The sequence below is a fragment of the Moraxella cuniculi genome, assembly GCF_900637105.1.
Classification (GTDB): Bacteria; Pseudomonadota; Gammaproteobacteria; order Pseudomonadales; family Moraxellaceae; genus Moraxella; species Moraxella cuniculi.
Genome location: NZ_LR134343.1, coordinates 80,912 through 107,361, shown reverse-complemented (window position 1 = coordinate 107,361; position 26,450 = coordinate 80,912). Strand labels below are relative to the sequence as shown.

At 45.7% G+C, this 26,450-nt stretch carries 27 protein-coding genes and 1 tRNA gene; 14 read left to right on the top strand and 14 right to left on the bottom strand.

Annotated features, from left to right (window positions below; genetic code table 11):
• Positions 1 to 80 precede the first annotated feature (80 nt).
• Positions 81 to 1,247 carry an A/G-specific adenine glycosylase gene (gene mutY, locus EL162_RS00505; RefSeq protein ID WP_126329363.1) on the top strand — a complete coding sequence of 389 codons (1,167 nt, stop codon included), beginning with the start codon at positions 81 to 83 and terminating at the stop codon, positions 1,245 to 1,247.
• Positions 1,248 to 1,334: 87 nt separating this feature from the next.
• Here mutY and EL162_RS00500 read toward each other — a convergent pair whose 3' ends face one another.
• Entirely contained in the window at positions 1,335 to 2,246 is a 912-nt protein-coding gene (locus tag EL162_RS00500) for a polyprenyl synthetase family protein (RefSeq protein ID WP_259772330.1), read from the bottom strand.
• A gap of 204 nt (positions 2,247 to 2,450) precedes the next feature.
• Here EL162_RS00500 and EL162_RS00495 point away from each other — a divergent pair.
• Positions 2,451 to 2,526 (top strand) — tRNA-Phe (locus EL162_RS00495).
• A 36-nt stretch (positions 2,527 to 2,562) separates the two neighbouring features.
• Here EL162_RS00495 and EL162_RS00490 read toward each other — a convergent pair.
• The 3 genes from EL162_RS00490 to cysT are packed head-to-tail and all read right to left on the bottom strand — an operon-like array spanning position 2,563 to position 5,086.
• On the bottom strand, positions 2,563 to 3,282 hold the full coding sequence (locus EL162_RS00490; protein ID WP_076555511.1) for a sulfate/molybdate ABC transporter ATP-binding protein: 720 nt from the start codon (positions 3,280 to 3,282) through the stop codon (positions 2,563 to 2,565).
• Between the two features lie 25 nt (positions 3,283 to 3,307).
• Positions 3,308 to 4,153 (bottom strand): sulfate ABC transporter permease subunit CysW, encoded by an 846-nt coding sequence (gene cysW, locus EL162_RS00485; RefSeq protein ID WP_126329359.1) that lies wholly within the window; start codon positions 4,151 to 4,153, stop codon positions 3,308 to 3,310.
• Between the two features lie 57 nt (positions 4,154 to 4,210).
• Complete coding sequence (cysT, locus tag EL162_RS00480) at positions 4,211 to 5,086, bottom strand: sulfate ABC transporter permease subunit CysT (protein ID WP_076555509.1); 876 nt, start codon at positions 5,084 to 5,086, stop codon at positions 4,211 to 4,213.
• Positions 5,087 to 5,366: 280 nt separating this feature from the next.
• Here cysT and EL162_RS00475 point away from each other — a divergent pair, with 280 nt between their 5' ends.
• The 3 genes from EL162_RS00475 to hemW are packed head-to-tail and all read left to right on the top strand — an operon-like array spanning position 5,367 to position 8,186.
• On the top strand, positions 5,367 to 5,798 hold the full coding sequence (locus EL162_RS00475; protein WP_126329357.1) for a hypothetical protein: 432 nt from the start codon (positions 5,367 to 5,369) through the stop codon (positions 5,796 to 5,798).
• 12 nt (positions 5,799 to 5,810) lie between these two features.
• Positions 5,811 to 6,995 carry a DEAD/DEAH box helicase gene (locus EL162_RS00470; protein ID WP_126329355.1) on the top strand — a complete coding sequence of 395 codons (1,185 nt, stop codon included), beginning with the start codon at positions 5,811 to 5,813 and terminating at the stop codon, positions 6,993 to 6,995.
• Positions 6,996 to 7,004: 9 nt separating this feature from the next.
• Positions 7,005 to 8,186 (top strand): radical SAM family heme chaperone HemW, encoded by a 1,182-nt coding sequence (gene hemW / locus EL162_RS00465; protein WP_375537700.1) that lies wholly within the window; start codon positions 7,005 to 7,007, stop codon positions 8,184 to 8,186.
• 58 nt (positions 8,187 to 8,244) lie between these two features.
• Here hemW and EL162_RS00460 read toward each other — a convergent pair whose 3' ends face one another.
• Positions 8,245 to 8,385, bottom strand: a complete 141-nt coding sequence (locus tag EL162_RS00460; RefSeq protein WP_076555505.1) for an entericidin A/B family lipoprotein — start codon at positions 8,383 to 8,385, stop codon at positions 8,245 to 8,247.
• A 202-nt stretch (positions 8,386 to 8,587) separates the two neighbouring features.
• Between EL162_RS00460 and EL162_RS00455 the strand changes: the two genes are divergently transcribed.
• The 3 genes from EL162_RS00455 to EL162_RS00445 all read left to right on the top strand — a co-directional run bounded on the left by EL162_RS00455 (position 8,588) and on the right by EL162_RS00445 (position 11,270).
• On the top strand, positions 8,588 to 9,124 hold the full coding sequence (locus tag EL162_RS00455; RefSeq protein WP_126329353.1) for a tRNA (cytidine(34)-2'-O)-methyltransferase: 537 nt from the start codon (positions 8,588 to 8,590) through the stop codon (positions 9,122 to 9,124).
• A gap of 80 nt (positions 9,125 to 9,204) precedes the next feature.
• Entirely contained in the window at positions 9,205 to 9,642 is a 438-nt protein-coding gene (locus tag EL162_RS00450) for an HIT domain-containing protein (RefSeq protein ID WP_076555504.1), read from the top strand.
• Between the two features lie 383 nt (positions 9,643 to 10,025).
• Positions 10,026 to 11,270 (top strand): NnrS family protein, encoded by a 1,245-nt coding sequence (locus EL162_RS00445; protein ID WP_227543411.1) that lies wholly within the window; start codon positions 10,026 to 10,028, stop codon positions 11,268 to 11,270.
• 310 nt (positions 11,271 to 11,580) lie between these two features.
• Here the strand turns inward: EL162_RS00445 and EL162_RS00440 are convergent, their stop codons facing one another.
• Positions 11,581 to 13,278, bottom strand: coding sequence for an NAD+ synthase (locus EL162_RS00440; RefSeq protein ID WP_126329351.1), 1,698 nt, complete (start codon positions 13,276 to 13,278; stop codon positions 11,581 to 11,583).
• 228 nt (positions 13,279 to 13,506) lie between these two features.
• On the opposite strand from EL162_RS00440, the gene EL162_RS00435 reads away from it, so the two are divergent.
• Positions 13,507 to 13,782, top strand: a complete 276-nt coding sequence (locus EL162_RS00435) for a hypothetical protein (RefSeq protein WP_076555502.1) — start codon at positions 13,507 to 13,509, stop codon at positions 13,780 to 13,782.
• A gap of 54 nt (positions 13,783 to 13,836) precedes the next feature.
• Here EL162_RS00435 and EL162_RS00430 read toward each other — a convergent pair whose 3' ends face one another.
• Entirely contained in the window at positions 13,837 to 14,181 is a 345-nt protein-coding gene (locus tag EL162_RS00430; RefSeq protein WP_126329349.1) for a cell division protein ZapA, read from the bottom strand.
• Positions 14,182 to 14,215: 34 nt separating this feature from the next.
• Entirely contained in the window at positions 14,216 to 14,575 is a 360-nt protein-coding gene (locus EL162_RS00425) for a hypothetical protein (protein ID WP_126329347.1), read from the bottom strand.
• A gap of 31 nt (positions 14,576 to 14,606) precedes the next feature.
• On the opposite strand from EL162_RS00425, the gene EL162_RS00420 reads away from it, so the two are divergent.
• The 4 genes from EL162_RS00420 (at position 14,607) to EL162_RS00405 (ending at position 17,499) form a co-directional block, all read left to right on the top strand.
• Positions 14,607 to 14,867, top strand: coding sequence for a hypothetical protein (locus EL162_RS00420; protein WP_126329345.1), 261 nt, complete (start codon positions 14,607 to 14,609; stop codon positions 14,865 to 14,867).
• Between the two features lie 13 nt (positions 14,868 to 14,880).
• A complete protein-coding gene (locus EL162_RS00415; protein WP_126329343.1) occupies positions 14,881 to 15,516 on the top strand; it encodes a UPF0149 family protein in 636 nt (211 codons plus the stop codon).
• A 62-nt stretch (positions 15,517 to 15,578) separates the two neighbouring features.
• Positions 15,579 to 16,550, top strand: coding sequence for a riboflavin biosynthesis protein RibF (ribF, locus tag EL162_RS00410; RefSeq protein WP_126329341.1), 972 nt, complete (start codon positions 15,579 to 15,581; stop codon positions 16,548 to 16,550).
• Positions 16,551 to 16,881: 331 nt separating this feature from the next.
• Positions 16,882 to 17,499 carry an SDR family NAD(P)-dependent oxidoreductase gene (locus EL162_RS00405; protein ID WP_126329339.1) on the top strand — a complete coding sequence of 206 codons (618 nt, stop codon included), beginning with the start codon at positions 16,882 to 16,884 and terminating at the stop codon, positions 17,497 to 17,499.
• Between the two features lie 90 nt (positions 17,500 to 17,589).
• On the opposite strand, the gene trmB is transcribed toward EL162_RS00405, so the two are convergent.
• Positions 17,590 to 18,390: a tRNA (guanosine(46)-N7)-methyltransferase TrmB gene (gene trmB / locus EL162_RS00400; RefSeq protein WP_126329337.1), complete on the bottom strand. Its 801-nt coding sequence runs from the start codon at positions 18,388 to 18,390 to the stop codon at positions 17,590 to 17,592.
• 81 nt (positions 18,391 to 18,471) lie between these two features.
• Between trmB and EL162_RS00395 the strand changes: the two genes are divergently transcribed.
• A complete protein-coding gene (locus tag EL162_RS00395) occupies positions 18,472 to 19,440 on the top strand; it encodes a DUF2628 domain-containing protein (RefSeq protein ID WP_126329335.1) in 969 nt (322 codons plus the stop codon).
• 291 nt (positions 19,441 to 19,731) lie between these two features.
• On the opposite strand, the gene EL162_RS00390 is transcribed toward EL162_RS00395, so the two are convergent.
• The 5 genes from EL162_RS00390 to EL162_RS00370 form a co-directional block, all read right to left on the bottom strand.
• The gene (locus EL162_RS00390) at positions 19,732 to 22,017 is read right to left on the bottom strand and encodes a primosomal protein N' (RefSeq protein ID WP_227543410.1); all 2,286 of its coding nucleotides are present in this window, start codon (positions 22,015 to 22,017) and stop codon (positions 19,732 to 19,734) included.
• Between the two features lie 30 nt (positions 22,018 to 22,047).
• The gene (locus tag EL162_RS00385; RefSeq protein WP_076555492.1) at positions 22,048 to 22,971 is read right to left on the bottom strand and encodes a Dyp-type peroxidase; all 924 of its coding nucleotides are present in this window, start codon (positions 22,969 to 22,971) and stop codon (positions 22,048 to 22,050) included.
• 195 nt (positions 22,972 to 23,166) lie between these two features.
• Positions 23,167 to 23,547: a RidA family protein gene (locus tag EL162_RS00380; protein WP_126329333.1), complete on the bottom strand. Its 381-nt coding sequence runs from the start codon at positions 23,545 to 23,547 to the stop codon at positions 23,167 to 23,169.
• 112 nt (positions 23,548 to 23,659) lie between these two features.
• A complete protein-coding gene (locus tag EL162_RS00375; RefSeq protein ID WP_076555490.1) occupies positions 23,660 to 23,848 on the bottom strand; it encodes a hypothetical protein in 189 nt (62 codons plus the stop codon).
• 80 nt (positions 23,849 to 23,928) lie between these two features.
• Entirely contained in the window at positions 23,929 to 26,121 is a 2,193-nt protein-coding gene (locus tag EL162_RS00370; protein ID WP_126329330.1) for a RelA/SpoT family protein, read from the bottom strand.
• Positions 26,122 to 26,450 lie beyond the last annotated feature (329 nt).

The window sequence follows — 26,450 nt, the reverse complement described above, 5'->3', positions numbered from 1 at the left end:
CTCATGTTGGCAATTTGGCATTGTAATTAACGGCGTGCATTTTTATAATGGGCAGATTTTGATTTTAGCAGTTTTTTGAGATGACAACAACTATTTATCATGCAAATGATGCGATACCTGAGCATTTTGCCACGCGACTTTTGACTTGGTTTGAGCAATATGGTCGCCATGATTTGCCGTGGCAATTTCACCACAGGCAGACGGCCGATATTTATGCGGTGTGGCTGTCTGAGATTATGCTACAACAAACACAGGTGGCGACAGTGCTTGGCTATTTTGAGCGGTTTTTGGAGCAGTTTCCTACGGTGCAGGCATTGGCGGCGGCACAGTGGCAGCAGATTGCCCCTTTGTGGGCAGGGCTTGGTTATTATGCCAGAGTGCGTAATTTGCACGCAGGGGCTAAGCAGGTTGTTCAATTTATTAAAGAACATGGCGATTTTCCGCAGTCGGTTGAACAGTGGCAAGAGGTTAAGGGCGTTGGCCGTTCCACCGCTGGAGCGATTGTGGCGATGGGCGTGCGTGGGTTTGGGGTGATTTGTGATGGCAATGTCAAGCGTGTTTTGACACGGCATCGCAAGATTGCAGGCGATATTAACAAATCCACCACCGACAAAAAACTTTGGCAGTTGGCAGAGGCATTGACACCAAAGCAGGACAGTGGCAAATATGCCCAAGCAATGATGGATTTGGGGGCGACAATTTGTACACGCACCAAGCCAAAATGCCAACTTTGTCCCATCAGTGCAGACTGTCTTGCTTATGCCACTGACAGCCAGCTGGATTATCCTGTCAAAACAAAACCCAAGCCCAAACCGCATCGGCACAGTATCGTGCTACGGCTGAGCTTTCAATCGCAGGTGCTGTGGCTGCATCGCCAAAATGGTGGCGGAATTTGGGACGGATTATGGTGCTTGCCACTTTTGCATTTGCCTTATCAGGCAGATGAGCCATTGTCGGATAATTTTGCCAATTATGCCATGCAGGCGTGGCATGAGCAAAGCGGTCTTGATGGCGGTATGCTTGGTGAGATTGTGGATATGCCAGATTGTCCGCCAAGTCGGATAATCCGCCATACCTTGACGCATTTTCATTGGCATTTGTATCGGTTGGATGTTCATATTGATGCAGAAAAATTTCGCCAAATAAATCAGATGCTTGATGCGATGGGATTGCAGTATCAATGGCTGGTTGGTGATAAGTTGGCAAAGCCTGCCGCAATGGTCAAATTGCTGCACCAAGCCAGCTAAGGTGGCAAAATGTCGCTAAGTGTTGCCAAACACCGCTTATCAACCGCATTGTGCTGCATAGGGGCTGGCGGCGGTGATAAGCACTTGCTAAAAATGCCGCTGCTGCAACCAGTTGCTTAGCTGTATGAGTAAATTATCAGCACCCAGCCCTGCAACCGCTTGGCGAGCTTGACAAAATAGCTCATCGGCATAGCGACTTGCTCCATCAATGCCCAGCAGCTTGACATAGGTTGATTTTTGTAATTTTTCATCACTGCCTGATGGTTTGCCCAGCGTCTGGGTGTCAGCGATGACATCCAGCACATCATCTTGCACCTGAAACGCAAGCCCAATGGCATGAGCATATTTGCCAAGTTGTAGGCGTGTTTGTTTGTCAGCATTGGCACAGACCGCCCCCATCAGCACTGCCGCCTCAATTAACGCCCCTGTTTTGTCTTGATGAATGGCTTGCAGCTGTTCTTGGCTTAGCGACTGATTTTCGCCCATCAGGTCCAATTGCTGACCTGCAACCATACGCCTTGCACCGCTTGCCACAATACCAGCCAGTGTGCCAGCTTGCCCAGCGTCAAACCCTGCAAGCCAATCAGGGTTTAGCAGTGCCTCAAAGGCAATCGATTGCAGCACATCACCAGCAAGCAAAGCCGTCGCCTCACCATGCACAATGTGGCAGGTGGGCTTGCCTCGCCGCAGATCATCATCGTCCATACATGGCAGGTCATCATGTACCAGCGAGTAGCCATGTATGCTTTCGATGGCAATCATCGCACGGCGTACCATGGCTAGGTCGGTAGGATGATTAAGGCTAAGATAAGTCGCCAAAACCAGCAGGGGGCGAACTCGCTTACCACTGCCCAAAATGGCATAACGAGTTGCCAAATCAAGCGGAGTGGGCAGGCGGATGCTATCAAAAAGTTTGCCAAAATCGTTCAAAATCTGCTGCTGTACCGACTGCTGCAAGCCAACAATATCCAGTGCTGTCAATTTTTCTACTGTAATCACACACAATCCTTTTTGTAAATCATAAACCGAGCCATATCATACATTAAAATGTCAAATTGGGGTGGGATTTTTGCCAAAATTTTGCTTTTTGTATGCCAAAAGTACACAAGTCTCTGCCAAGGCTATGTTGGTATTTATTTGAAAAAACGCTTGACTTGTCAGATACCAGTGGGTATAATGCTCACCACTTGCCAGTTTGGCTTTGGCGTGATAGCTCAGTTGGTAGAGCAACGGATTGAAAATCCGTGTGTCGGCAGTTCGATCCTGCCTCTCGCCACCATATTATAACCCCAGTTGCTGCTGGGGTTTTTCTTGCTTATAAACCCAAAAAATCCACCACAAAATCACTGTTTGGCTTGGCAAATAGTTCATTTGGCGTGCCGACTTGCTCAATTTTGCCATGATTCATGACAACAATGGTGTCGCTGATGGCTTGAGCTTCTTCTTGGTCGTGCGTTACCATGATGCTGGTGATGCCGATTTCACGCTGAATTTGTTTAAGCGAACCACGCAGCTCTTTGCGAACTTTGGCATCTAACGCACCAAATGGCTCATCAAGCAGCAGTAATTTTGGATTGGTCGCCAATGCCCGTGCCAGAGCGATACGCTGACGCTGACCGCCTGATAGCTCGTGCGGATAGCGGTTTTTGGTGTGGCTAAGCTGCACAAGTTCCAAAAGCTCATCAACGCGTTGGTTGATTTGGCTGGTTGTGGGGCGTGTTGCTTTTGGCAAGAGCGTCAAACCAAAGGCGATATTTTCGCCCACTGTCTGATGACGAAACAAAGCATACTGCTGAAATACAAAGCCGATGCCGCGTTTTTGGACAGGGGTGTCGGTTACATCGGTTTCGTCAAAAAAAATCCGCCCACGATCGGCAATCTCAAGCCCTGCAATGATACGCAGGAGCGTTGTTTTGCCGCAGCCTGATGGGCCAAGCAGCGTGGTCAGCTCGCCCGTTGCTACATCGATGCTGATATTATCCAAAGCGACAAAGTCATGGAATTTTTTGTGAATATTTGTAATGCGAATGCTCATGTGTTGCCTTTATTATTAAGTGTCATTAATGCGATTGTTTTTTGCTCATCAGTGCTTGGACTGCCAAAGTAATCAATGCCAGCAGTGCCAACAGGCTAGACAGGGCAAACGCCAAGGTGAAAGCATATTCATTATAAGCAATCTCAATCATCAGTGGCATGGTGTTGGTCTGACCGCGAATATGTCCAGATACCACAGAGACCGCCCCAAACTCCCCCATTGCACGAGCATTGGTGAGAATGATGCCGTACAATAACGCCCATTTTATGTTGGGCAGCGTTACTTTCCAAAACATCTGCCAGCCATTGGCACCAAGTGTCAAAGCGGCTTCTTCTTCGCTGTCGCCCTGTGCTTGCATGAGCGGTATTAATTCACGGGCAATAAACGGAAAAGTAACAAACAAAGTCGCCAGCACAATGCCTGTGGTGGCAAAAATTATCTGAATCCCCATGCTCTCAAGCCAGCCACCCAGCAGGGTATTTGCCCCAAAGACCAGCACGAACATCAATCCTGCAACAACAGGCGATACCGCAAAGGGCAAATCCAGCAAGGTGGTGATGATAAATTTGCCACGAAATTTATGCCGTGTAATCAGATAAGCCAATGCCACGCCGATAAGCGTATTAATGGGCAAAATAATGGCGGTGGTCAATAGCGTCAGCCAAATCGCAGACAGGGCATCAGGCTCACTAAGTGCCGCCGTATAGGCTTGCCAGCCATCTTTTAGAGCTTCATAAAAAACTGACAACAAAGGCACAACCAGCATAATACTAATAAAAGATAATGCCGTAGCAATCAGCAACCATCGCACCCAACGCGTATCGCGAGTGGCGGGGTTTTGTTGATAGGTGGAAGAAGGTAGGCTTGCCATGTGTTTGCTCAAGTTAAATTTTGTTAAAAGTAAATATATTTTTAATAAATCATCGGACTAATTGGTTTTTGCACCCAGTCTTGCGGACAGCCGCCATTGGGCAAAGTTAATGGCGAATAAAATCACCAAGGAAATAATCAGCATAAATAACGCCACGCAAGTCGCTCCAGCAACATCAAATTGCTCTAGCTTTGAGACGATGATTAATGGCAGGATTTCAGATTGCATGGGGATATTGCCTGCAATAAAAATTACCGAGCCATACTCTCCTGTTGCTCTGGCGAACATCATGCCTGCACCGATGAGCATGGCAGGGGCTATCTCTGGCAGAATCACGCGATAAAAAGTGGTCAGCCTGCCTGCACCCATCACAGCAGCAGCTTCCTCAAATTCTACTGACAATTCTGCCAGCACAGGCTGCACAGCACGCACAATAAACGGAAAGCTCACCACCACCAATGCCAGCCAAATTCCAATGGGGGTAAAGGCGATTTTGATGGGTTCGCCATACAGCATCATGCCCAGCTTGCTAAACCATTGCCCAAACAGCCCGTTGGGTGCGTACAAGGTAGCAAGTGCAATCCCTGTTACCGCCGTTGGCAGGGCAAAGGGCAAATCTACCAAGGCATTCACCAATGATTTGCCCCAAAAATCATATCGCACCAACACCCATGCAATCAGCGTACCAAAAATCAAATTGGTCAGCGTTGCCAGCAGTGCCATGCTCAATGACAGCTTAATGGCAGCAAACACCTGTGGCTCAAGCACGGTGCGAACAATGCTGGCAAAATCCATCTGCAAGGTGGTGATAATCATCATTGCAAATGGCAAAATAACCAGTAGTGATAATGCAAACACGCTCACGCCCATGCTGAGTCCAAAAAATGGCATCACACGGCGTGGGCGATTTTTGGCAGAGTGTTGGTTTGGCATGATGATTTCCAAATAGATAAAAGTAGTCAATTATAAATGATTTGTGCCAAATAATAAACCCGTAGTCTGCTTGGTGCTGGCGAGGATTGATGCCAACTTTAGATGATTGATGAGAAAATTGCCAGTGCCAAAATTGACTTTTTATGTGCCAAAATGGCATGGCAACTGTGCTGATTTTGTATCAAAAGCAAGCTATTTTTGGCTTGTGGCTTTTCAATCACGCCCAAATGTGCCATAATGGGCATTTTATTGATAATTGATATTATTTATGGTGAAAATAATGAAAAAGTTTTGGCATAATTTTGTTGTGGTGGCAGCTTTGTCAGCTCTGCCAATGCTGGCACAAGCACAGACAACGGACGCCGCTGCCAGCACCCCCAAAGTCTCTGACGAAGAGGCTCAATTGATAGGGCAGTTTTGTAGCTTGCCTGCCGATGGCGTACTGGCAATTGCCGACCTTAGACAACGCAATGTGCCAAAATCTGAAGCATTGTCTGAACTTAATACTGCCATTGATAAGTTTAATCAGGACAATAAAGATGCCGATAAAGATTTGGTAAATCAGCTAAAAAATTATCTAACCAGTGCTACAGATTTTATCTATGAGCAGCCAATTGCTGCAACTGACGATGAGAAAAAAGCCTTTGTGATGAATATTGCTGAAATGGCTTTTTATGACTGTGTTGAGCGGCAATTGTCAAATAAATCATAAATTAGAGCATACATGAGCGATACTACCTTTAGTCATTTTGCAGATTTGCCATTATCACCTGCTGTGCATAGGGCGGTGCGTGCATTAAAGTTTGATGCACTTACGCCAATTCAGGCACAGATTTTGCCTTATACTTTGGCAAATCAAGATGCCATTGGGCAGGCACAGACAGGCACGGGCAAGACGGCAACTTTTTTGATAACCATCATTGAGGCTTTGCTAAAACGCCCATTTGCCAAAGATGAAAAGCGTTATCTGGGCGAGCCTCGAGCCTTGATATTGGCACCGACACGCGAATTGGCACAGCAGATTTTGTCCGATTGTCGTGAGCTGACACGATTTAGTGATTTGTACAATTTGTGCATTACAGGCGGTGCTGATTTTGATAAGCAAGCCGAGCAAATCCACAAGCGTCCACTGGATATTTTGATTGGCACACCGGGGCGGATCATTGATTGGGTTAATAAAGGCGTTCTGTTCTTGGATCGGGTTGAGGTTTTTGTGCTAGATGAGGCAGATCGTATGCTGGATATGGGCTTTATCCCTGATATTAAGCGTATTGTGCGTCATCTGCCAAAGAATACCGAGCGACAAAGTTTGTTATTTTCGGCAACATTTAATACCGATGTGATGAACTTGGCGTATCGCTGGTTGTATCAGCCGATTTTTGTGGAAATCGCTCCTGAAAATAAGACAAACCAAGCCATCTGCCAGCAGTTTTATTTGTTGAGCGAACAACAAAAAATGGCAGCACTCAAGCAGATTTTGTCAGACAAAGAGCTGACCAAAGCGATTGTTTTTGCCAATCGCAAAGATCAGGTGAAGCGATTGTATGACAATTTGCGTCGCCATTATAGCGTCAGTATGCTATCAGGTGATGTCGCACAAGAAAAACGAGAACGCTATTTGCAGCGGTTTAAGACTGGTGAGGTCAATGTTTTGGTGGCAACCGATGTCGCAGGGCGGGGCATTCATGTTGATGATGTTAGCCATGTGATTAATTATACCTTACCTGAAATACCTGATGATTATGTACACCGCATTGGGCGGACGGGGCGTGCAGGTCAAACAGGCATTTCTATCAGCTTTGTAAGCGAAAATGATGCCTTCAGTCTGCCTGCTTTGGAGGCTCATGTTGATCAGAAGTTTAAATTAAGCCAATTTGAATTTGTGCAGTCAGATGAGACAGCGACATAAGTGGGCGAGATGATGTTTGCAAATTTGCAACTTGAACCAAAAAATATCCCATTGTCGCTTTATATTCACATACCATGGTGCATAAAAAAATGCCCATACTGTGATTTTAATTCGCACAGTTTGCCCGACCAAGCACCATTTGATGCGTATGTTGATGCACTGCTTGCCGATGCCAAATCACAATTGTCTTTTGTGCAAGGACGCAAGATTGATACAGTGTTTATTGGTGGTGGTACGCCGTCTTTGTTGCCAGTGCAACAATTTCAGCGGCTGTTTGCCAATTTACGCTTGATGTATGATTTTTCGGCAACTTGTGAGATAACACTTGAGGTCAATCCAGGTACGCTTGAGCATGCACCTTTTGAAGAATATCTAAACATTGGTATCAATAGATTGTCCATTGGCGTGCAGAGTTTTGATGCACAGGCTTTGCATGATTTGGGGCGAATTCATAACCCACAGCAGGCGGCAAATGCCATTTATTCCGCCAAAAATGCTGGTTTCGGGCGTGTGAATGTTGATTTGATGTATGGATTGCCAGAGCAGACGCCACAAAAGGCGGTGCAGGATATTACAACCGCACTACAGGCAGGGGCGACGCATCTGTCATGGTATCAATTAACCATTGAGCCGAACACCGCCTTTTATCGCACACCGCCAACATTGCCCTGTGAGGAAGTTTTGGCACAAATTGAGGCAGATGGTCGAGATTTATTACATGGGCAGGGTTTTGAGAATTATGAGGTCAGTGCGTGGGTGGGCTTGGCAGATAGACCATGTCAGCACAATCTGAATTATTGGCAGTTTGGTGATTATTTGGCGATTGGGGCTGGTGGTCATGCCAAGATAACTTTGCATAACCATCATCAATATCCAGATGGCATTTATCGTTATCAAAAATCTCGCCTTCCTAAAGATTATCTAAACTATACCGAAGCACCAAAGCTGATTAACCTTGAGCGAGTTGCTGATGAGAACCTGCCTTTTGAGTTTATGATGAATGCTTTGCGACTGCGTCAGGGGGTGAGTACAACAGTGTTTGAACAGCGTACAGGCTTGCTGGTGAGTAGCATTGATAATGAGATGTTACCACTACAACATCAGGGTCTGATGGTAAACGACCCCTTAAAAATTGCACCGACACCGCTGGGATTTCGTTATGTAAACCATCTGGTTGGTAAGTTTTTGTAATAAATAAAAAGACCCATTGGTTGATGGGTCTGGATAATTTAATAAATAGTTTATTAAATTATAGTTTTTTCTCAACTTTTTGAGCACCGTTGCTTACAGCTTCGCCAGCTTTTGAAACATCTTTACCAAAGCCTTTTACGGTATTGCAACCAGTCAATACAAAAACAGCAGCAACTGAAGCGATGAGTAGTTTTTTCATGATAAAATCCTTCTAGGTTATTAAGGGCAAGTTTTTAGCTTGCAAGTTTATCTTAGCAGTATTTGACAATCATTACCAGTTGAAAATTGCTTTTGATACTTATTTTTACAATTTGATAGATTTTGGCAATATAATTTTTGCCAAAAAGACCAACCGTTATGGCATGACATTGCCCAATGATTCACCCAAATGGTTCAAAATTATGCAGGATAAATTAATTCACATTGTATTATATTCCCCAAAAATCCCCAATAACACGGGCAGTATTATTCGCCTGTGTGCCAATACTGGGGCGGTGTTGCACTTGGTTGAGCCGCTGGGTTTTGAGCTTGATGATACCAAATTAAAGCGGGCAGGGCTTGATTATCACGAATATGCCAGCATGCAGGTGCATAAAAATTGGGCGGATGCCAAGATCGCTCTGCAAAAGGCAGGCGTGGCGTGCATGGTGGCGATGACGACCAAATTCAGCCGTCCGTTTTATCAATATGATTTTGGGTTGTCGCAAGGCATACACCCTGTGGCTTTGGTGTTTGGTTCAGAAACAGAAGGGCTGCCTGAACAAGTGCGTGCAGATATTGGTGAGTGTAACTGGCTGCGACTGCCGATGTTGCCAGATTCTCGCAGTTTGAATTTGGCGAACAGTGTGGGCATTTGCCTGTATGAGCTGTGGCGACAGCTGGATTTTGTTGGTGATGTCGGACAAAGTGTCGGTTATCACAAGCCAACCTCTCGATGAGCTGTATTGCACCATCTTATCAGTTGTGAAAATTTGTGCTACAATAGCCCATCAATTATAAATAAGATACAGAGCTGATTATGTTTCAATTACACCCAACGCTTGCCAAGGATACTTTTTTGGTCGGGGATTTCCCATTATCAACCGTGCGTTTGATGAATGATTGCCAATTCCCTTGGCTGATTTTGGTGCCTAGAGTGTCTGGTATCAAAGAGATTTATGAATTATCCGCAGCTGATCAGGTGCAGTTTTTGCGTGAATCCAGCTGGGTATCGAGCCAGATGGCAAAGATTTTTGGGGCGGATAAAATGAATGTAGCAGCACTTGGCAATCAGGTGCCACAGTTGCATTTTCATCATATTGTACGCTATCAAAATGATGTCGCATGGCCAAATCCTGTATGGGGGCGACCTGCGATACCTTATACTTCCGAAGTGCTTGATCGTATGCAACAAACGCTGATGATGGCACTGCGAGGTCATCACCAAATGCCATTTGATTGGAAGATGGATGTTTGATTTGGGCTGGTGGTTGATTTTATTGTATAAAATAGTTATTATTGCCAACACTTATAACCACCAAAGACGAACGACAACACCCAAAGAAAATCTCTTTGGGTGTTTTTAATGTTGCTTGGCTTGGCTAAGTGTCATCATTGATAAAATCACACGCATCGCTACAATGCAACTTGCAATATAGCATAGCAGTGTGCAATTTACCTTATTTTTTGCCATATTATTTAAATTTAATAAATTATCATGTTTTATTGATAATTTAACGAATGACAAGCACCAAAATTGATTCATTTGAAATATATGTTTATAATAATGGCAATCGCCCAGCGGTATTGTCATGTTGATTAAGTGATTGGCTACTTGCTGGCTGGGCAAAATATCAATCAATGATGGGTTTTGTCATGCTGATGAATATCGCACCGATTGAGCGGTCGCCACACCCTGTGCTGAATTTGGGATTTCGTATTTTCTTTTTGTCTGCTGCAGGTTTTGCCATTATCACCATGCTGATGTGGTATGCCATCTTGGTAGGCTGGTTGGATTTTACCGCTTCGCTAAATCCAGTGTATTGGCACGGATATCAGATGTTGTTTGGTTATGCTCTGGCGGTGATTGCAGGTTTTCTTTTGACGGCGGTCAAGGCATGGACAGGTGTGCCAATGCCTGTTGGTTGGCGATTGTTTGCGATATTTTTGCCGTGGTTGATTGCTAGAATTTTGTGGATTGTTGTCATTGCTATTAACAACCCTTTGCTAATACTGCTTGCAATGGCAGCCGATGTGCTGTTTTGGCTGCTGGTGATGCTGGCGGTTTTGCAAGCGGTACTGGTTGTGCGTCAAAAGCGGCAGTTGGGTATTGTTGCCAAGCTGGTATTGTTGTTATTGTGCCAGCTGACTTTTGCAGTGGGTACCTTGAGCAATCAACAAGAGATGCAGCGACTGGCATTATACACGGCGTTGTTTGTGATTGTTGGCGTGGTTTTTACCATCGGTCGGCGTGTGCTGCCGTTTTTTATCGAAAAAGGCGTGGCGGTTTTGCCAGATGGTACGCCGTCTGGCATACAGGCGAAATTGCACAATTCACTGCTGGTTGATAGACTGTCATTGCTTGTGTTTTTTGGGTTGATGTTGGCGTATTTGTACGATTCTAATAGCTATCTTGTCAGTGCTTTGGCGGTGAGTGCTGCCATTATTAATGCCGTGCGGCTGTGTTGGTGGCACCATGTGGGTATTTGGCAAAAGCCATTATTGTGGTCGCTGTATTTGGCGTTTTGGGGCATGGTGCTGGCATTGTTGATGATTGCGATATTGCCATGGTTTAGCTTTGGGGCAAGTCTGGGACTGCACGCCTTGGCACTGACTGCGATTGGCATGACAACTGTGGCAATGATGGCACGGGTATCGCTTGGGCATACAGGGCGTAATATTCACAAGCCGCCAAAAACTGTAGTGCTGATGTTTGTGCTGATGATGGCAAGTTTTATTCTGAGGGTATTTGCCCCAATGGTAGCGACTGATTACCTGCTGGTGCTTGGGCTATCTCAGCTGTGTTGGATGGGCTGTTTTGTGCTATTTTTATGTGCTTATGCCAAGATACTGGTTTCGCCACGCATTGATGGCTTGATGGGGTAGTTTATAAGTGGGTAAAAGTGCAACAGCCAACTGCAAATCACACATTTGCCGACTATTTATTAATATTTTTAAAATTATTAATAAAATTTATTAAAATATAAATCTTGGTTGGTTTCTCTTAATGCCAAAGGTGGGATTTGTGATTTTATCCAAATTGTAACAAGGCAAATAACCACTGAAGGTAAAAGTATTTGTACAACTGTGATAATTTCGACTGTGCAGTTATATTAAGATAATCGCGATGCCCAACCTGTATTATGCTACCAATTTGCAGGTTGGGCGTGTTTTTGGAGTGTGAGGGGCTGGAAAATTAGGCAAAATCACCCTTGATTGACCAACCATTGACCAATGGATAGCGGCGATCTCGACCAAAGGATTTTTTGGTGATTTTGGTGCCGATGGCTGCTTGGCGGCGTTTATATTCGGCACGATCAACCAGTGACAGCACTCGTTCAACGGTCTGTGGGTCAAAGCCTGCTGCCACAATCGCCTTATAGCCCAAGTCCTCATCAATGTACATACGCAAGATGCCATCTAGCACCTCGTAATCAGGCAGGCTGTCTTGGTCGGTTTGCTCTGGGCGTAATTCGGCACTTGGCGGGCGATCAATCACTCGCTGAGGAATAACGGGATTGTCCTCAAGGCGGTTGCGATAATTTGCCAAACGATAAACATCAGTTTTGTAAATATCTTTTAAGACATCAAAACCGCCAACCATATCACCATACAAGGTGGCATAACCAACGGCATTTTCTGACTTGTTGCCTGTAGAGATAACCATATGCCCAAACTTATTGGACAGTGCCATGAGAATTGTGCCGCGAGCACGAGCTTGCAGGTTCTCTTCGGTAACATCAGGTTCGCTGTTCGCCAACAGTGGTGCCAATGATGCACGCAAACCAGCCACCGCGTCATGAATTGGGCAGACAGTGTAGGAGACATTGAGTCTTGCGGCTTGGGCTTCGGCATCTTCAAGGCTGATTTGGGCGGTGTATTCATACGGCATCATCACTGCATACACACGATCGGAGCCGAGTGCATCAACGGCAATGCACAGGGTCAAGGCACTGTCAATGCCGCCCGACAGACCGACAATCACTCCTTTAAAGCCTGAGCGATTGACATAGTCTCTTAGGCCGACAACCAATGCTTGATACATTTCTGATTCTTCGGAGAGTACCAGCGGTGCTTTGCTTTGTGTATCAAAGGTTTGGGTGGCGACATCATAGTTTGCCATGATGAGTTGGTTTAAAAATCTTGACCCCTCGTGGGCAATGCTGCCATCAGCTTGGACAATCAATGAACCGCCATCAAAGACAATATCATCTTGTGAACCGACAGTGTTCACATAGACAATGGGCAGCTGATGGGTTTGTGATTGCTTGGTGAGCAGTTGCTTGCGAGCTGTTTGTTTGCCAATCTCAAATGGTGAGGCATTAATCACCACCACCATATCCGCCCCTTCGTTTTTTAGGGCGGTGATGGGAGCGTCATGCCAAATGTCTTCACAAATGAGCAGTCCAATGCTTGCTCCCTTGTAATCAAACAGCACATGATTGCGGCCTTTTTGGAAATAGCGGCGTTCGTCAAAGACACCGTAGTTGGACAGGTATTGCTTGTGATAAAAGCCTTTTTGGCTACCACCTTGTAAAATTGCCGCAGAGTTAAAAGTGCCATGATGATCAATGTGTGGATAGCCCAAAATCACCACAATGCCTTCGATTTCGGCAAGTTTTGCCATCGCTTCACGCACACGCTCACCCAAAGTTGGGCGAAGGAGCAAATCCTCAGGTGGGCAACCGATTAATGCCAACGCAGGAAAGATGACAATGTCTGCACCGCGATTTTTGGCATCGAGTGTCAGGGCGTGCATTTTTTTGACATTGCCTGCAATATCACCGACCCAAAAATTGGTCTGAATCAGGGCGAAGCAAATTTTGCCAACAGGCGAGTCGCTGGTATGAAACTGTGTATCAGTTTGAGGCGTTTGTGTTTTTGTTCTTGGCATTGTTGTTTCCTAATAAAATTGCAATGTGCATCGTGCTTTTTTGCTTTATGTCTTTTTGGTATGATAAATATTGTCCAAAGGCTTCTTTATGGGCGAAAGTGATGTCGTTTGGGCAGTTTGCCAAAAATTTATCAAAACCATCAATAGTATAACATAAACAGCCAGTCTTTGTGGTATAGTAATACACTTTCAATCTTTGTTTTTGATTTATTTTAAAGAGAAGTGGCTATGGTTGCCTTTGTGTTAAATCTTGTGATTATTGCGGTGCTGATGTGGTGGTTTTTTAAATTCATGTACCCAAAGCCGCCCAAAGAATTTTTTCCCAAAGAGGGCGATGATACAAGCATTAGACAGTGCCATCAGTGCCAGCATCGTCTGGCAAGTTATCGAGGGATTTTGCTGAATCAGCATACCACGCAGGAGCGATTTTTTTGTAATCAGGAGCATTTGGCGGCGTATGCCAAGGCTCACCCTGATGAGAATTTGCCCACTGATGTGAATTGATTGTCTTGATGGCAAAAAAAATGGCACAAATCGTGCCATTTATTATGTCGCTGGTTACAGCATGGAGCGGGCTTGGGCGTTGATTTTATCAATCATTGCAGCCACTTGCTGTTTTTCGCTATCGGCATCAGCAAGCTGTTTTTGTAGCGTCTGCACTTCGTCATACAGCTCTAGGCATACCAGCACCAAAAATTCTTCATTGGTTGGTGTTTTGTGCTTGATATCACGACGCAAATCACGGATTTTTTGGTTGATAAATTCGGCATTTTTTTCTAGATTTTTCACTTCATCAACAGGGCAGACGATGCGATGTGGCGTACCTGCGATACTGATGTCAATTGGGCGAAACTCTTCTTTGGCGATGATGGCTGATGGTTTGTTGGTTTGATTTTGGCTCATGATATTTCCTTAATAATAAATTGCTTAATACAAATCAGTTAGAATGGTCAATTTTTGAGAGCCAATCACGAATCACCTCGGCACGAGAAATTGCCAAAGCATTTTTGTCTTTTAAATCTTGATTTTGGCTGATGAGTTCTTGATTTGCTTGGTGCAATTCATTGACTTGCTGCTCAAGCGTTTGACGATTTTGTTGCAATTGATCAATTTGCTCATGATAAGTGTCAATATCCAGTAAGGCTTGGTTGAGCTTGTTTTGTAGTGCTTCGATTTTTTGGGGCGTGTCATCATTGGCGATGCGTTGCTTTAGATTGGCAAGTTCGGTGGCAGTAACGGTGTACTGTTTTTTCATCGCGATGATGGTTTGCTCTAGGGCTTGAAGTTGAGCTAGCATAAATAATCCTGATGAAGTTTGTCAAAGTGGAATGAATTTTGTTAATCTTAACATAGACACGCCGTTTGTTGTTAAATTTTTTGCAATAATTGATAAATTTTTGGCAATTTGCTGCTTTGTTGCCAGCTTGTTTGCGTTGATTGACCGTTACGCTGTGCTGTGGGTGATTTTGTGTTATAATGTTTGGTTTGGCGGTCTTGCCTGCTTGGCGGTGATTGTTGGTGTTAGGTGGTGGCTTGTCAAGAAATCATCGGGCTTGGCGACAATTGCCAAAAAGATTGCAAACTCTTAAGGGTAAAACAGCGATGAGTACAGATTATTTATCAGGTTGGCATGACTGGACGGCAGCCTTTGCACACTGGACGGATGTCTCAATCAGTGAGTTGCATGGCATTATGACAGGCATCATGACCTTGTGCAATGCCACTGATAGTGAGGGTTGGGCGAGTGTTTTGCAGGCGTTGAGCTTTGAGCTGCCTGATGAGGCGGCACTTGAGCTGCTGACTGATTATGCCGAAGATGTCAGTTTTGCCCTAAAGGACAAAGATGATGCCTATGGTTATGAGCCGCTTGTGCCTGATGATGAGCATGATTTGTTTGAGCGGGTATTGGCACTCAAGGACTGGGCAGGTGGCTATATTACAGGCATTGGCGTGGCACAGATAGCTCTACAGCCAGATGAAAAGGAGCTTATTGCCACTTTAATGCAGATTGCAGCACTGCGTCCTGATGAGGAAGAAGGGCTGGAAGGGGGCGAGGAAATGTGGCTGCATTTGTTTGAATTTGCTCGCATGGTGCCACCTGCATTGGCGGTGCGTAAGCGACAAGATGTCAAAAGTTTGGCACTGTTAAAGGGTCTGCCTGCTCATGCCACAACTGCTCAAGAGTTGGCAGCTGATAAAAATCCTCATATCATCGATGCGATGGCAAACAAGCAATGATTATGCCAAGCCAACCTCGTTGGCAAGCTGTCTTGATGTATTGATTATGACTGATTAATTGCATGAAAACTATCCACTTACTTCCACAGCACATTCCAAGCCTGCCAGATCTTGCTCTGACCATCGGTAATTATGATGGCGTGCATTTGGGTCATCAGGCATTGATTGATTTGCTGACAACGACAGCCACCAAAGAGGGCTTGGCATCGGCGGTGATGGTGTTTGAGCCACAGCCAAGAGAGTTTTTTTCTCCTGATGATCCGCCCGCTAGGCTTAGCAGCCTTGCCGAAAAAACCGAGCAACTTGGCAAATTGGGCGTGGATTATCTATTGGTGGCAAGTTTTGATGAGGCATTTCGTGCATTGTCGGCAGAAGCCTTTATGGATTTGCTAAATCGCTTGAATGTACGCAAATTGGTGCTGGGCGATGATTTTCGCTTTGGGCAGGGCAGGGTTGGCGATGCCAGCTTGTTGCAGCAGGCAGGTTTTGGGGTGCTTAGCCTTGACAGTATCAATATTGATGGCAGGCGGGTCAGTTCATCGCTACTGCGAGCGGCTTTGGCGGTGGGGGATTTGACGACTGCCAAACAGCTGCTTGGCAGGGATTATGCCATCACAGGTGAGGTGGTGCATGGCGACAAGATAGGGCGGACGCTTGATTTTCCAACTGCCAATGTTGCATTGTCTCGGATTAGGCCTGCACTGCATGGCGTATTGGCGGCTGATGTTATTGCTTATCGCGATGGCAAGCGGTTGGCTTGGCAGACGCTGGGCGTGAGCGGTGTGGCAGGGCTGACGGCTGGCAGTTTGTTTGCGGCGGCAAATATCGGTCTGCGTCCTGCTGTTGGCGGCAGCGATTGGCGGCTTGAGGTGCATTTGCCAGAGTTTGTTGGGGATTTGTATGGATTGCAATTGCAGGTGGTGTTTTTGCACTATTTGCATGGCGAGCGACATTATCACGGACTGGATGAATTAAAGGCTGGCATTGCCGATGATGTAGAGCGGTTGCTTGCGTGGCGAGCGGCGATTGGGTAGCATAAGTGTGATATTTACATTTTGGTGGGATTTTTATGCCGCATAAATAAATTAACCAAAAAAATTAAAATAAGCCAAAAAATAGATAAAATAAAAACGCAGGTTGTTGCGATTTTCTTGGACTTGCCTAAATTTTATAACTGCCTTTGTTCATGACTGATGATAAATTTTCCTGATGGCAAAGATTGGGCTAAAATTTATGATGATAATGATTGACTTGATATGCTAAAATGACAGTGTAAACCACAAGCATGGAATTTGGCTGATAATAATCAGCTCTTTATTTGGTCTATCATTGAGTGCGTCAGCTAAGGAATGGGGTGGGCAGTGTATGAATGTAGCGGTATTTGGTGCAAGTAAGGGTTTAGGCTTATATTTGGCTGAAGGTTTGGCGGATAAGGGTTTTTTGGTGCATGGTTTTTCAAGAACTAAGCCAAAAAGCCCAAGTGTTATTCATCATAACTGTGATGTTACGGTGGATTATTCCATCAACAAAGCACTTAAAGATGCTGGCGTAGAATTTGACTTGATTATTTACTGCTGCTGTTTATGGCAAGAGCATGAATCCATGACAGCTGCACAATTGCAGGAGTTTATTCATACAGGTCCTTTGGGCTTTTATCAAGTGATTGAGATGCTTAATAATCTTCAATTTATAAAACCAAACGCCAATATTGTCAGTATCGGTTCAATTGCCGCAAATCATGTTGATCAATCTTCACACCCTGCTTATGCCATCAGTAAAAAATTACAAGAGATTTTGGTAAAAAGATTGCAAGCCAATTATCACCTTGGCTTAAAAATCACCAATCTAAAACTTGGTACGATGGGGCAGAGTTTTGTCAAAGTCCAAGAAGTACTGGCTGTGATAGAGCTGATTATCAGTTTGGGTCAATCATCAATGCTGAGCGGCATCACCTTAACATCGACAGCAGATGCTGTGGCGTAGCTGCAAATGAATATTTACTATTTGATTGAGCTTAAATAAAAATTGGCAAGTCGCCTAAGATACGCCTGCCAATCTCCATTTACTTTAGCATCAGTTTTTTATATAAATCAAATCCCACACACCATGCCCATGGGTGATGCCGCGTTGTTCAAATTTGGTCAAGGGGCGATAATCAGGGCGGTCGGCAAAATTACCTTTGCCGTTTGGGTTATGAAATTCACTCATAGAATCAAGCACTTCCAGCATCCAAAAAGCATAATGCTCCCAGTCGGTCGCTGCGTGGAATTTGCCGCCATTTTTTAGGGTGCGGACAACTTTTGCCATGCGGTCATGGGTTACGAAGCGGCGTTTATAATGACGCTTTTTTTGCCATGGGTCAGGAAAGTACAGCTGTACAGTATCCAAATGGTCATCAGGCAGGTTGTCCAGCAGGGCGATGGCATCGCCATTGATGATTTTTAGGTTGTCCAATCCCAACTCATCTGCCAAAAAAGTAATGCGACCAATCCCCGGCTCATGCACCTCAATGCCGACAAAATTTTGCTCTGGGGCATTTTTTGCCATCTCAAGCAGGCTATCCCCCATACCAAAACCAATCTCCAGCGTCAAAGGGGCGGCACAGCCATTGGTACTGTCGGCAAATAATGCACGCAAATCATTGATTTGGTTGACATCACCCAGTACGCCAAGTTTGCCTGTGGCATTGACATAGATACCATGATAACGGGCATCAAGCAGAGCTTGCTCGCAATATTGACTCATGTGAGTGCGGCGTTTCATGAAGGTGTTAATCTTGCGAAACTGCTCAGGGGTTTGGGCAAGCTTGTCAAGCTGAGTGCTGATGGCAGCCGTATCAATGGTGGATTTGGTATCAGGTGTTGAATTTGTCATAAAAGAGCGTAAAATAAGCAAATAAAGTAGCCATTATAAAGAATATTTTGTGCCATCACAACCAAAAATCTTGACAAAATTATGCTCCGTTTACCTTTTTTGGAAGAAACCACACCGCCACCATTTTACCAAAGTCAGATCAACAGCAAGACTCGCACACGCCTTGATAGGGCTTTTATCGGTCATCGTTCACAGGCGTATTATCTGAAGCGATTTGCCCAGTTTGATGCAGCAGGTAGGTTGCACCCGCGGTGGAATTGGGCGGCATTTTTTATGACTTTTGGCTGGTTATTGTACCGCAAGCGTTATCTGGATTGTGTGGTGTATTGCGTGGCTGGCTGGTCGTTTATTAAGGTCAATATTGTGCTGATTTTGGCGATGGCAGAATATACACTGGTCGGATTTTTGCCAGAGTCTTATCAGTGGGGCGTTAGGATTGCTATTGCCTTGATGGTGTGGTTGTTTTGGGCGGCGATGGTGGCACGCTGGGCAGATGCCTACTATTATCGCATGGCACGGCGTGAGATTGCCGATGTACTTGAGTGGTATGATGACGAAACAAGCCAAATGCAGCATTTGGCTCGAGAAGGTGGCGTAAGCTTGTTTGGTATGTCGGTGGCATTTGCAATCTTTGGACTGTTGCTTGCGGTGATTGTGAGGCAGTTTGTGCCTTTGTATGTGCAACAAAAACAAGAGCAGCTGTTGTTTGATGTTTATGCCCAGACGCACGCTGTGGCAAAGCGTGTCGAGGTGCTGCTAGCCAAGACAGGTAAATGTCCAACCACTCTGCCTGTGTCCAATGCGTACCATCGGGCGGATATTGCGGTGGTTGATCGCGTTGATGGCATCAAGACAGATTGTGCCGTGCAGGCGACAGTGGTTGATACGCCATTTTTACTTTCTTATCTAAAGGGTCGCACGCTGACGCTGTATAGCCTACGCCCACAAGCACAAGATGATGCTCAAAAATCAAACGAAACACAGCAAATCTCATGGCGATGCCAATCTTCATTAAACAAAAAACAAACACCAAAACGCTGCATTGGTTAGCTTGCAAGGCTTACGGTTTGCTGGTTGATAATGTACGGAGTCTTAAATAATAAATTATTAAAATTTAATTTAAGATAAATATCACTGTATATCATAAATTTTAATAATATATTAAAATTTGATAATTTTTATTAAAATAATAGCGATAAAATATGGTTTGATGGCTTTGTTATTTTTATCATCAAAAATAACAAAACAGCACTGCGGATTTTGGATTTTTGTTTCACTCTAGCAATAAGGCAGATGATGGCTGGTAAGTTTTGGGGCGGTATTGTAGGTTTGATGATTTGGCTACCAGCCCACAGGGTCAATGTCGATGGTCAGTCGCACCGCCTTGCTGCTGGGCAGTTGTAGTACGGCTGGCCACCAGTGGTTTAGCAGCTCGTGCAGCAGGCGGCGGTTTTTTGCCAAGATTAATAATTGCACCACATAACGGTTGTTTTTTTTGGTCATTGGAGCATCAATCGGTGCATTGACAATAAAAGAATGCTGTGTGGGCAGTGCGTTTTTGGCGGCAATGATGGCGGTTTTGGCGTGTTGATAGCGATGGCTGTCGGCACGAACCAGTGCGGCGTGGCTATAAGGAGGTAGGTTTAGCCTACGGCGATCGTCAAGCAGCTGATACGCCAACGCATGATAGCCTTGCTTGATAAGTGTGGTAAGTAAAGGGTTGTCAGGTCTTAGGGTCTGAATCAGCACCTCGCCTGCCTTGCTGGCTCGCCCAGCTCGCCCAGCCACCTGTATGATGCGTTGGGCGGTGTGTTCAGGCGAGCGAAAATCTGGCGACAAAAATCCCAAATCAGCATTGACAATCAACACCAAAGTTACATTTTCAAAATGATGCCCTTTGGCAATCATCTGCGTTCCGACCAAAATTGATGCACCTTGTGTGTGGATTTGCTGCATGGCATTTTCCCATGCGTCTTTTTTACGCATGGTATCACGGTCAATTTGGATAATCGGATAGGGGGTGCGAGTTGTTTGGGGGTTGGCAAACAGGGCGTGCAACTCTTCGGCAAGTCGTGTTGTGCCAGTACCAATATTGGTCAAATTGCGACTGTTGCACTCGGGGCAATGCTCTGGTGCAAGAATGCGATAACCGCAATGATGACAGTGCAGCGATGCATGGGCTTGTGATGAATTCTTATGAACGGTCAGATGGGCATCGCAATGCGGACAATCTGCCTGATAGCCGCAAGATTGACAAAGCAAAATCGGTGCATAGCCACGCCGATTCAAAAATACCAGCACTTGCTCACCTCTGGACAAGCAAGCGTGCATTTTTTGTACCGTAGCAGGGGCAAGACTTGTGGGGCGGGGCTGACCATCGGCACTTGGGGCAAAAAACTCTCCCTGTCGCATATCTACCAGATGCATGGCAGCAGTGGTGGCATTGCCTGCCCGCTTGGTGAGTGTCAGATGGTGTAATTTATGGTCATGCACCAGCTTTAGCTGCTCAAGGCTTGGTGTGGCAGTGCCAAGAATTATGGGAATCTGGGCAAATAAAGCACGCACCATTGCCACATCGCAGGCGTGATAACGCAAATGATCTTGCTGTTTGTAAGAATTGTCATGGGCTTCATCAATAATAATCAGCCCCAGATTGGCAAAGGGATAGAGTATGCTTGAGCGTGTACCGATGATAATCTGGGCGGTGCCTGTGCGACACGCTTGCCAGCCTTGCAGTCGCTGAGTGTCATTCATGCCAGAGTGTAGCACGCAAATGTTGGCATCAAAGCGTGAGCCGAACCGAGCTTGGGTCTGGGATGTCAGTCCAATTTCGGGCACGAGTATCAGGGCTTGTTTGCCTGCTGTTAGCACACGGTGCATGGCTTGTAGATAAACTTCTGTCTTGCCTGAGCCTGTAACACCGTCCAGCAAAAAGCCTTGATATGCACCTTTGTCAATCGCTGTATGAATGGCACGCAAGGCGGCGGCTTGTTCGGCATTGGTGCTAAGCTCTAAAGATTTTAGCCGAGCGGTAATGATGGGCTTGTTGCTTGGCGATTGCTTGCTTTGGCTGATAAGTCCTTTTTCTATTAGGCTAAGCAAAATTTTGCGTGTAGCACCGATGGCGTACAGTTCAGGCTCACTCACGCCATCAGGGTGATTGATGATGTGCGTAAAAATTTGCCGTTGTTTTTTGGCGGTTTTTGATAATTGCGTCAAATCATTGGTTGTGGCATGATAATAGGGCAGATGCGTGGTGATGGGCTTGCCTTGATTGATAAGGCTGGGCAGCATAACAGCATAAACATCGCCCAAGCGGTGATGATAGTAGTCAGCCAGCCATGTTGCCAACCTTTGCAAAGACGCATCAATAATCGGCGTGTCATCGAGGATTTTTGTGATGGCTTTGAGCTTGTTTTTTGGCACTTGGCTCATCGCTTGAGGATTGTGGTTGGCGACAATGCCAATCAACTGCCGTGTGCCAAATGGCACTTGCACCCGCACGCCAAGTGGTGGCAAGGGCAGCTCGGCAGGACACAGATAGTCAAACAAACCTCCCACAGGCACATTCAGTGCAACCTGAATCAGGCTATCGTGCATTGGTGTGCTGCTCGTGGATTTGCTCATTGCTAATCTGTGTACCCAAATGGCGACTGCTTATGCTGAGGGAGTGTTTGCCAGATTTTGCAATCTTTCAACCGATGGTGCATAATAATAAGCACCAGAAACGGCAGTGCTGACATGCTTTAATAACAAGTCAATCTTGCCATCGGTTTCGCCAAACATGCTCAAAAGCTGTGCCTCAATGTTCCATAGGCGAGCTGCATAAGCAATAAACATCAAGCCATGTTCACCTGTTACCGTGCCATAGGGCAGGCTGCGGCGGACGATTTCAAGCGTTTTGCCGTTTTCTTTTAGGTTGGTGCGTCCCAAGTGCGAATCGGCAAGGCGTTTGGCTTTGTCAAATTCAACATTGTCAGCCTTGGAGCGTCCAACACAATCCTCTTGGTCGCAAACGGGCAGCTTGTCCCATTTGTGCAAATCATGGCGATATTTTTGTAGTAGTACATAGCTGCCGCCAGCGTCCGCACCATCACCGATGGCAGCAACACTTGGTATGTCATCACCTTGGGGGTTTTCGGTGCCATCAACAAACCCTTCTAGCCCGCGATTTTCTACCCAGCGAAAACCATGCGTCTCGGTTTTAATGTCTGCTATATTGGCAAAAATTTCTGCCAAAGATTTGGCAAGGCTGAAGTTAATATCATGGCGTAATGATTGGATATGAAACAACAAATCATGCTGAGTGGCAGGTGCAAGACCGTTGCCCAATGGGCGAAATGGTTTGATTTGACTGCCTTCATCGCCATGACCGAATGATTGCCATGCAGTCGCACCAAAGCCAATGGTCAGCCCAAGTGAACTGTCGGCGAATTTATCCTGCAACTGACCAAGTGCCACCAATGCTTGCTGGCAGGCGTGAGCGATGGCGTGAGTGTCTGTGGTGATAAAATCCGCCTCCATAAAAATCCCTGCACGGCAATGATCGGGTATGATGGCAGACTGCGGTGTGGCTTTCATAAATAGTTCCTTATCGTTGATGGCTAAGATGCGTTTGTGCTATGTACTTGGTGATTTATCAAGTCAAGAAAAATGCATCTGTGGCAAGTTTTTGCTGGGTATTATAACAAAAAGTGGCACAAACAAATAGCAAAAAAGCCTTTGGTTTGGCGATTTGCTGCCCAAAGGCTGGTTGTTTTTTTGATGGCTGACTGGTTATGCCAAATGCAAAATTGCTTCAATCTCGACCACGCCACCTTTTGGCAGAGCGGCAACCTGTACAGCAGCACGAGCAGGGTAAGGAGCGGTCAGTTGCTCATTGAAAATTTCATTTAAGGTGGCAAAATCCGCCAAATCAGTCAAAGAGACATTGAATTTCACCACATCATCAAGGCTGCCACCAGCGGCAGCGGCGATTGCTTGTAGGTTGTCCATCGCCTGTATGGCTTGAGCCTTAAAGCCGTCTTTTAGCTCCATGCTGACAGGATCAAGACCCAATTGCCCTGAAATATAGACAGTGTTGCCAACTTTGACGGCTTGTGAATAAGTGCCAACAGCAGCAGGGGCGTTGTCGGTATGAATGATTTGTTTGCTCATGATGATTTCCTTTTTTTGGTTGAAATATTATCCAAAACAGCCGCTTGTACTGCTTGGCTTTGTCATGATTTGGCGGATGTAATCAAAGCCACCAATGCACCAAGGCGGTAAGCTAAGGGGTGTTTTTTGGTGTGCGATGAAGTCGCATCAGTAGTTTGTCAAACAAACTTACCGCCTCGCCCGTATAGACAATATCGGCAGGGGCGAGATTTTCGGCAGTTTGTGCCAAGGGCTTGGGAGTGGTTTTGCCGAGAAAATGTGCGGCATCTTGTCGGTTGTTTAGCTCAATTTTACAGCACATAATTATCTGCCCCGATTTGGATTTTTATTATGATAAAAAATTATCATTGGTGATTCAAGTGTTTTTGGTATATTGGCTGTTTATTGGTATAGTCGCATGATGTTTGGATAGCCAAACATGGCACGCAATTTTTCGATACCTTCTGCCAAATGCGAACGAGACCGCACCACGATATGCAGTGTCGTTGTGCCGACCTTGCCATCACCGCCATCTGATTTGTCGGCCTTGACCTGTGTATGCTCGACACCAATGTTCAAGGCACGCATTTCATAGATGAGCTGACTGATTTGTTCTTCGTTGAGCATGGCATAGATACGCAACATGGCAGGAAAACGCAAGGTGTTTGGTTCAATTTCCGAAACGGCATCATTTTTCCAGTTTAGCTGAATGATTTGATAAGGTGTGTCAGCACGCACCGCTTGTAGCGAGTAGCATTTGTGGCGATGCACCACCAGCCCTTGCCGCGATAGATGCCCAACGATACTGTCGCCATAGATTGGGTTGCAACAGCGAGCAAAATCAACTTCAACGCCTTTAATGCCAGCGAGTAGGTGCTTGCTTTGGGTGATTTCATGGCCATCAGCATAATCGACTTCTTCGCTAAATAGACGAGAGACGACCAGTTGTGGCAGCAAAATGCCTGTGGATAGCTGCATGAATAGTTCATCGGTTGTGCTGATACCACGCCATTTTAGAATGTCTGCCCAATCGGCATCTTGCAAGTCATTAATGCTTTTGCCATAGGTTTGTAAGGCACGATCAAGTGCTTGCTTGCCGTAGAGGATTTTTTGATCATCGGGCAGGCATTTTAGGAATTTTAAGATTTCGTTGCGTGCTTTGTTGGTTGCCACAAAGCCCAGCCATTCGGCACGCGGCGTGGCGTTTTTGTCGGTATCGATGCTGACAGTATCACCATCAGCCAGCACCAAGCCAAGTTTGCCGTGCTGATTGTTAATGTCGGCACCTGTGGCAATATTACCAATGGCAGGGCCAACTGCATAAGCAAAATCTAGGGCGGTTGAGCCACGGGGAAGTTCATACGCACGGCCTTTGGGGCTGTAGCAGACGATTTTGCGTTCGTGCAGATAGCTGATAAGTTCCTCAATGATGGCGACTTGTGCATCATGGTCAATGCTGCTTTGACCTGCGTCCGCCAATGCCTGCATATTGCGTAAACTTGCCTGAATTACCGACTGGCTTACGCCTGTATGCTCACCGCTAATAATCCCAAGTCTTGCTGCCTCTTGCATACGCTGTGTCATCAGGGTGATTTTGATGTGATTATAATCACGATCATAAAACAAAGTCAGGGACTGATTGCCACCTGCCAGCGGCTTGCGAATATTGTCTTGGATATGACGGTCGATGATTTGGTATTTTTGGATAAGATGGCTTGCCAGCTTGTCGCAAGCCTCGATGTCTTTTAGCACAACTTCAAAATCATATTGGCGAATGAGCTGGTTTATCTCGCCACGATTTCTAAAAAATTGCCGATACATGGAGGCACGATTATCCAGCACTTGCACATGACCATCAAGGTTAAGATGGCTTAAGAGATTTTGTAGATAGGTGCTGATTTCAATTTTTTGGAAATTTCTGCCCAAGCCATGCTGCAACAACTTGTCGGTAAACTTGTTGTACATTTGTGGGTTTAGGTTGCGATAGCACAGCAGTTCAATATAATCAGCAATGTGATTTAGCCCCATCAGGCGAGCAAATGGTACATAAAAATCCAGCGTCTCTTTGGCGGTGCGTTTTTGTTTGTCTTCGCTGACAGCATCAAGGGTGGACATATTGTGCAGGCGGTCGGACAGCTTGACAATCAGCACGCGTGGATCGGTCAATGTGGCGGTCAGAATCTTATGAAAAGTCGCCGCTTGGCTCTGCTGCTTGCTCATGCCAGAGGATTTTAGCTTGGTAACGCCATCAACCAGTTTTGCCACTGTTTCGCCAAATTCTTGACTAAGCAGCTCGGCGGTTACTTCGGTGTCTTCGACCGTGTCGTGCAAGATGGCAGCGATGATGGTGTCTCTATCCAAGCGAAATCCTGCCAAAATCTCCGCCACGGCGATGGGGTGGGTGATATAAGGCTCGCCCGACTTGCGTTTGTCCTTGATATGAGCCACATCACCAAAATGGCAAGCACGCAACACATCTTGGCGTTCGTTATCTTGTAGATAGGCGACAGCACGCAACAGACTATCACGAGCCTCATCAACAAGCGGGTGGCTAAGATGGTTGGGAATGTCGTGTGGTTGATAGCTGTCTAACATAGATGGCTCTTTGGGTTGTGAGTTGATTTATGCAGCCAAAATAGTCTGCACCCGCTTTTTATGCCAAATAAACAAAGTTTTATATTATTTTGACTTTGACATAGTAGATATAATAAATCACTTTGCAGGGTGCTTGTCAATACATCGGCGTGTGATTTTTATACATTTTTCATAATTTTGTCAAAATGCCGCCATCAAATGACGAAACGCTCGCCGACCAAGACCAAAGAGCATTGGGTCGTGTGGGGTGATAAGGTGGTGATTGCAAGTGCCAGCAGTGTGGTCTGATTGTGTAGTTATGATTAACAGTGTCGGATTAATATAAAAAA

Bases quoted from the DNA above. Each gene is read 5' to 3' on its own strand.
- EL162_RS00460 (WP_076555505.1), bottom strand. From the start codon at position 8,385: ATGAAAAAACTACTCATCGCTTCAGTTGCTGCTGTTTTTGTATTGACT.
- cysT (WP_076555509.1), bottom strand. From the start codon at position 5,086: ATGCCAAACCAACACTCTGCCAAAAATCGCCCACGCCGTGTGATGCCA.
- EL162_RS00405 (WP_126329339.1), top strand. From the start codon at position 16,882: ATGAATGTAGCGGTATTTGGTGCAAGTAAGGGTTTAGGCTTATATTTG.
- EL162_RS00450 (WP_076555504.1), top strand. From the start codon at position 9,205: ATGTTTCAATTACACCCAACGCTTGCCAAGGATACTTTTTTGGTCGGG.
- EL162_RS00375 (WP_076555490.1), bottom strand. From the start codon at position 23,848: ATGTGCTGTAAAATTGAGCTAAACAACCGACAAGATGCCGCACATTTT.
- EL162_RS00475 (WP_126329357.1), top strand. From the start codon at position 5,367: ATGAAAAAGTTTTGGCATAATTTTGTTGTGGTGGCAGCTTTGTCAGCT.
- EL162_RS00440 (WP_126329351.1), bottom strand. From the start codon at position 13,278: ATGCCAAGAACAAAAACACAAACGCCTCAAACTGATACACAGTTTCAT.
- EL162_RS00380 (WP_126329333.1), bottom strand. From the start codon at position 23,547: ATGAGCAAACAAATCATTCATACCGACAACGCCCCTGCTGCTGTTGGC.
- EL162_RS00490 (WP_076555511.1), bottom strand. From the start codon at position 3,282: ATGAGCATTCGCATTACAAATATTCACAAAAAATTCCATGACTTTGTC.
- EL162_RS00470 (WP_126329355.1), top strand. From the start codon at position 5,811: ATGAGCGATACTACCTTTAGTCATTTTGCAGATTTGCCATTATCACCT.
- hemW (WP_375537700.1), top strand. From the start codon at position 7,005: ATGATGTTTGCAAATTTGCAACTTGAACCAAAAAATATCCCATTGTCG.
- mutY (WP_126329363.1), top strand. From the start codon at position 81: ATGACAACAACTATTTATCATGCAAATGATGCGATACCTGAGCATTTT.
- EL162_RS00435 (WP_076555502.1), top strand. From the start codon at position 13,507: ATGGTTGCCTTTGTGTTAAATCTTGTGATTATTGCGGTGCTGATGTGG.
- EL162_RS00420 (WP_126329345.1), top strand. From the start codon at position 14,607: ATGAATTTTGTTAATCTTAACATAGACACGCCGTTTGTTGTTAAATTT.
- EL162_RS00415 (WP_126329343.1), top strand. From the start codon at position 14,881: ATGAGTACAGATTATTTATCAGGTTGGCATGACTGGACGGCAGCCTTT.
- EL162_RS00455 (WP_126329353.1), top strand. From the start codon at position 8,588: ATGCAGGATAAATTAATTCACATTGTATTATATTCCCCAAAAATCCCC.
- EL162_RS00385 (WP_076555492.1), bottom strand. From the start codon at position 22,971: ATGAAAGCCACACCGCAGTCTGCCATCATACCCGATCATTGCCGTGCA.
- EL162_RS00395 (WP_126329335.1), top strand. From the start codon at position 18,472: ATGCTCCGTTTACCTTTTTTGGAAGAAACCACACCGCCACCATTTTAC.
- EL162_RS00370 (WP_126329330.1), bottom strand. From the start codon at position 26,121: ATGTTAGACAGCTATCAACCACACGACATTCCCAACCATCTTAGCCAC.
- cysW (WP_126329359.1), bottom strand. From the start codon at position 4,153: ATGGCAAGCCTACCTTCTTCCACCTATCAACAAAACCCCGCCACTCGC.
- EL162_RS00430 (WP_126329349.1), bottom strand. From the start codon at position 14,181: ATGAGCCAAAATCAAACCAACAAACCATCAGCCATCATCGCCAAAGAA.
- EL162_RS00390 (WP_227543410.1), bottom strand. From the start codon at position 22,017: ATGAGCAAATCCACGAGCAGCACACCAATGCACGATAGCCTGATTCAG.
- EL162_RS00445 (WP_227543411.1), top strand. From the start codon at position 10,026: ATGATGGGTTTTGTCATGCTGATGAATATCGCACCGATTGAGCGGTCG.
- EL162_RS00425 (WP_126329347.1), bottom strand. From the start codon at position 14,575: ATGCTAGCTCAACTTCAAGCCCTAGAGCAAACCATCATCGCGATGAAA.
- trmB (WP_126329337.1), bottom strand. From the start codon at position 18,390: ATGACAAATTCAACACCTGATACCAAATCCACCATTGATACGGCTGCC.
- ribF (WP_126329341.1), top strand. From the start codon at position 15,579: ATGAAAACTATCCACTTACTTCCACAGCACATTCCAAGCCTGCCAGAT.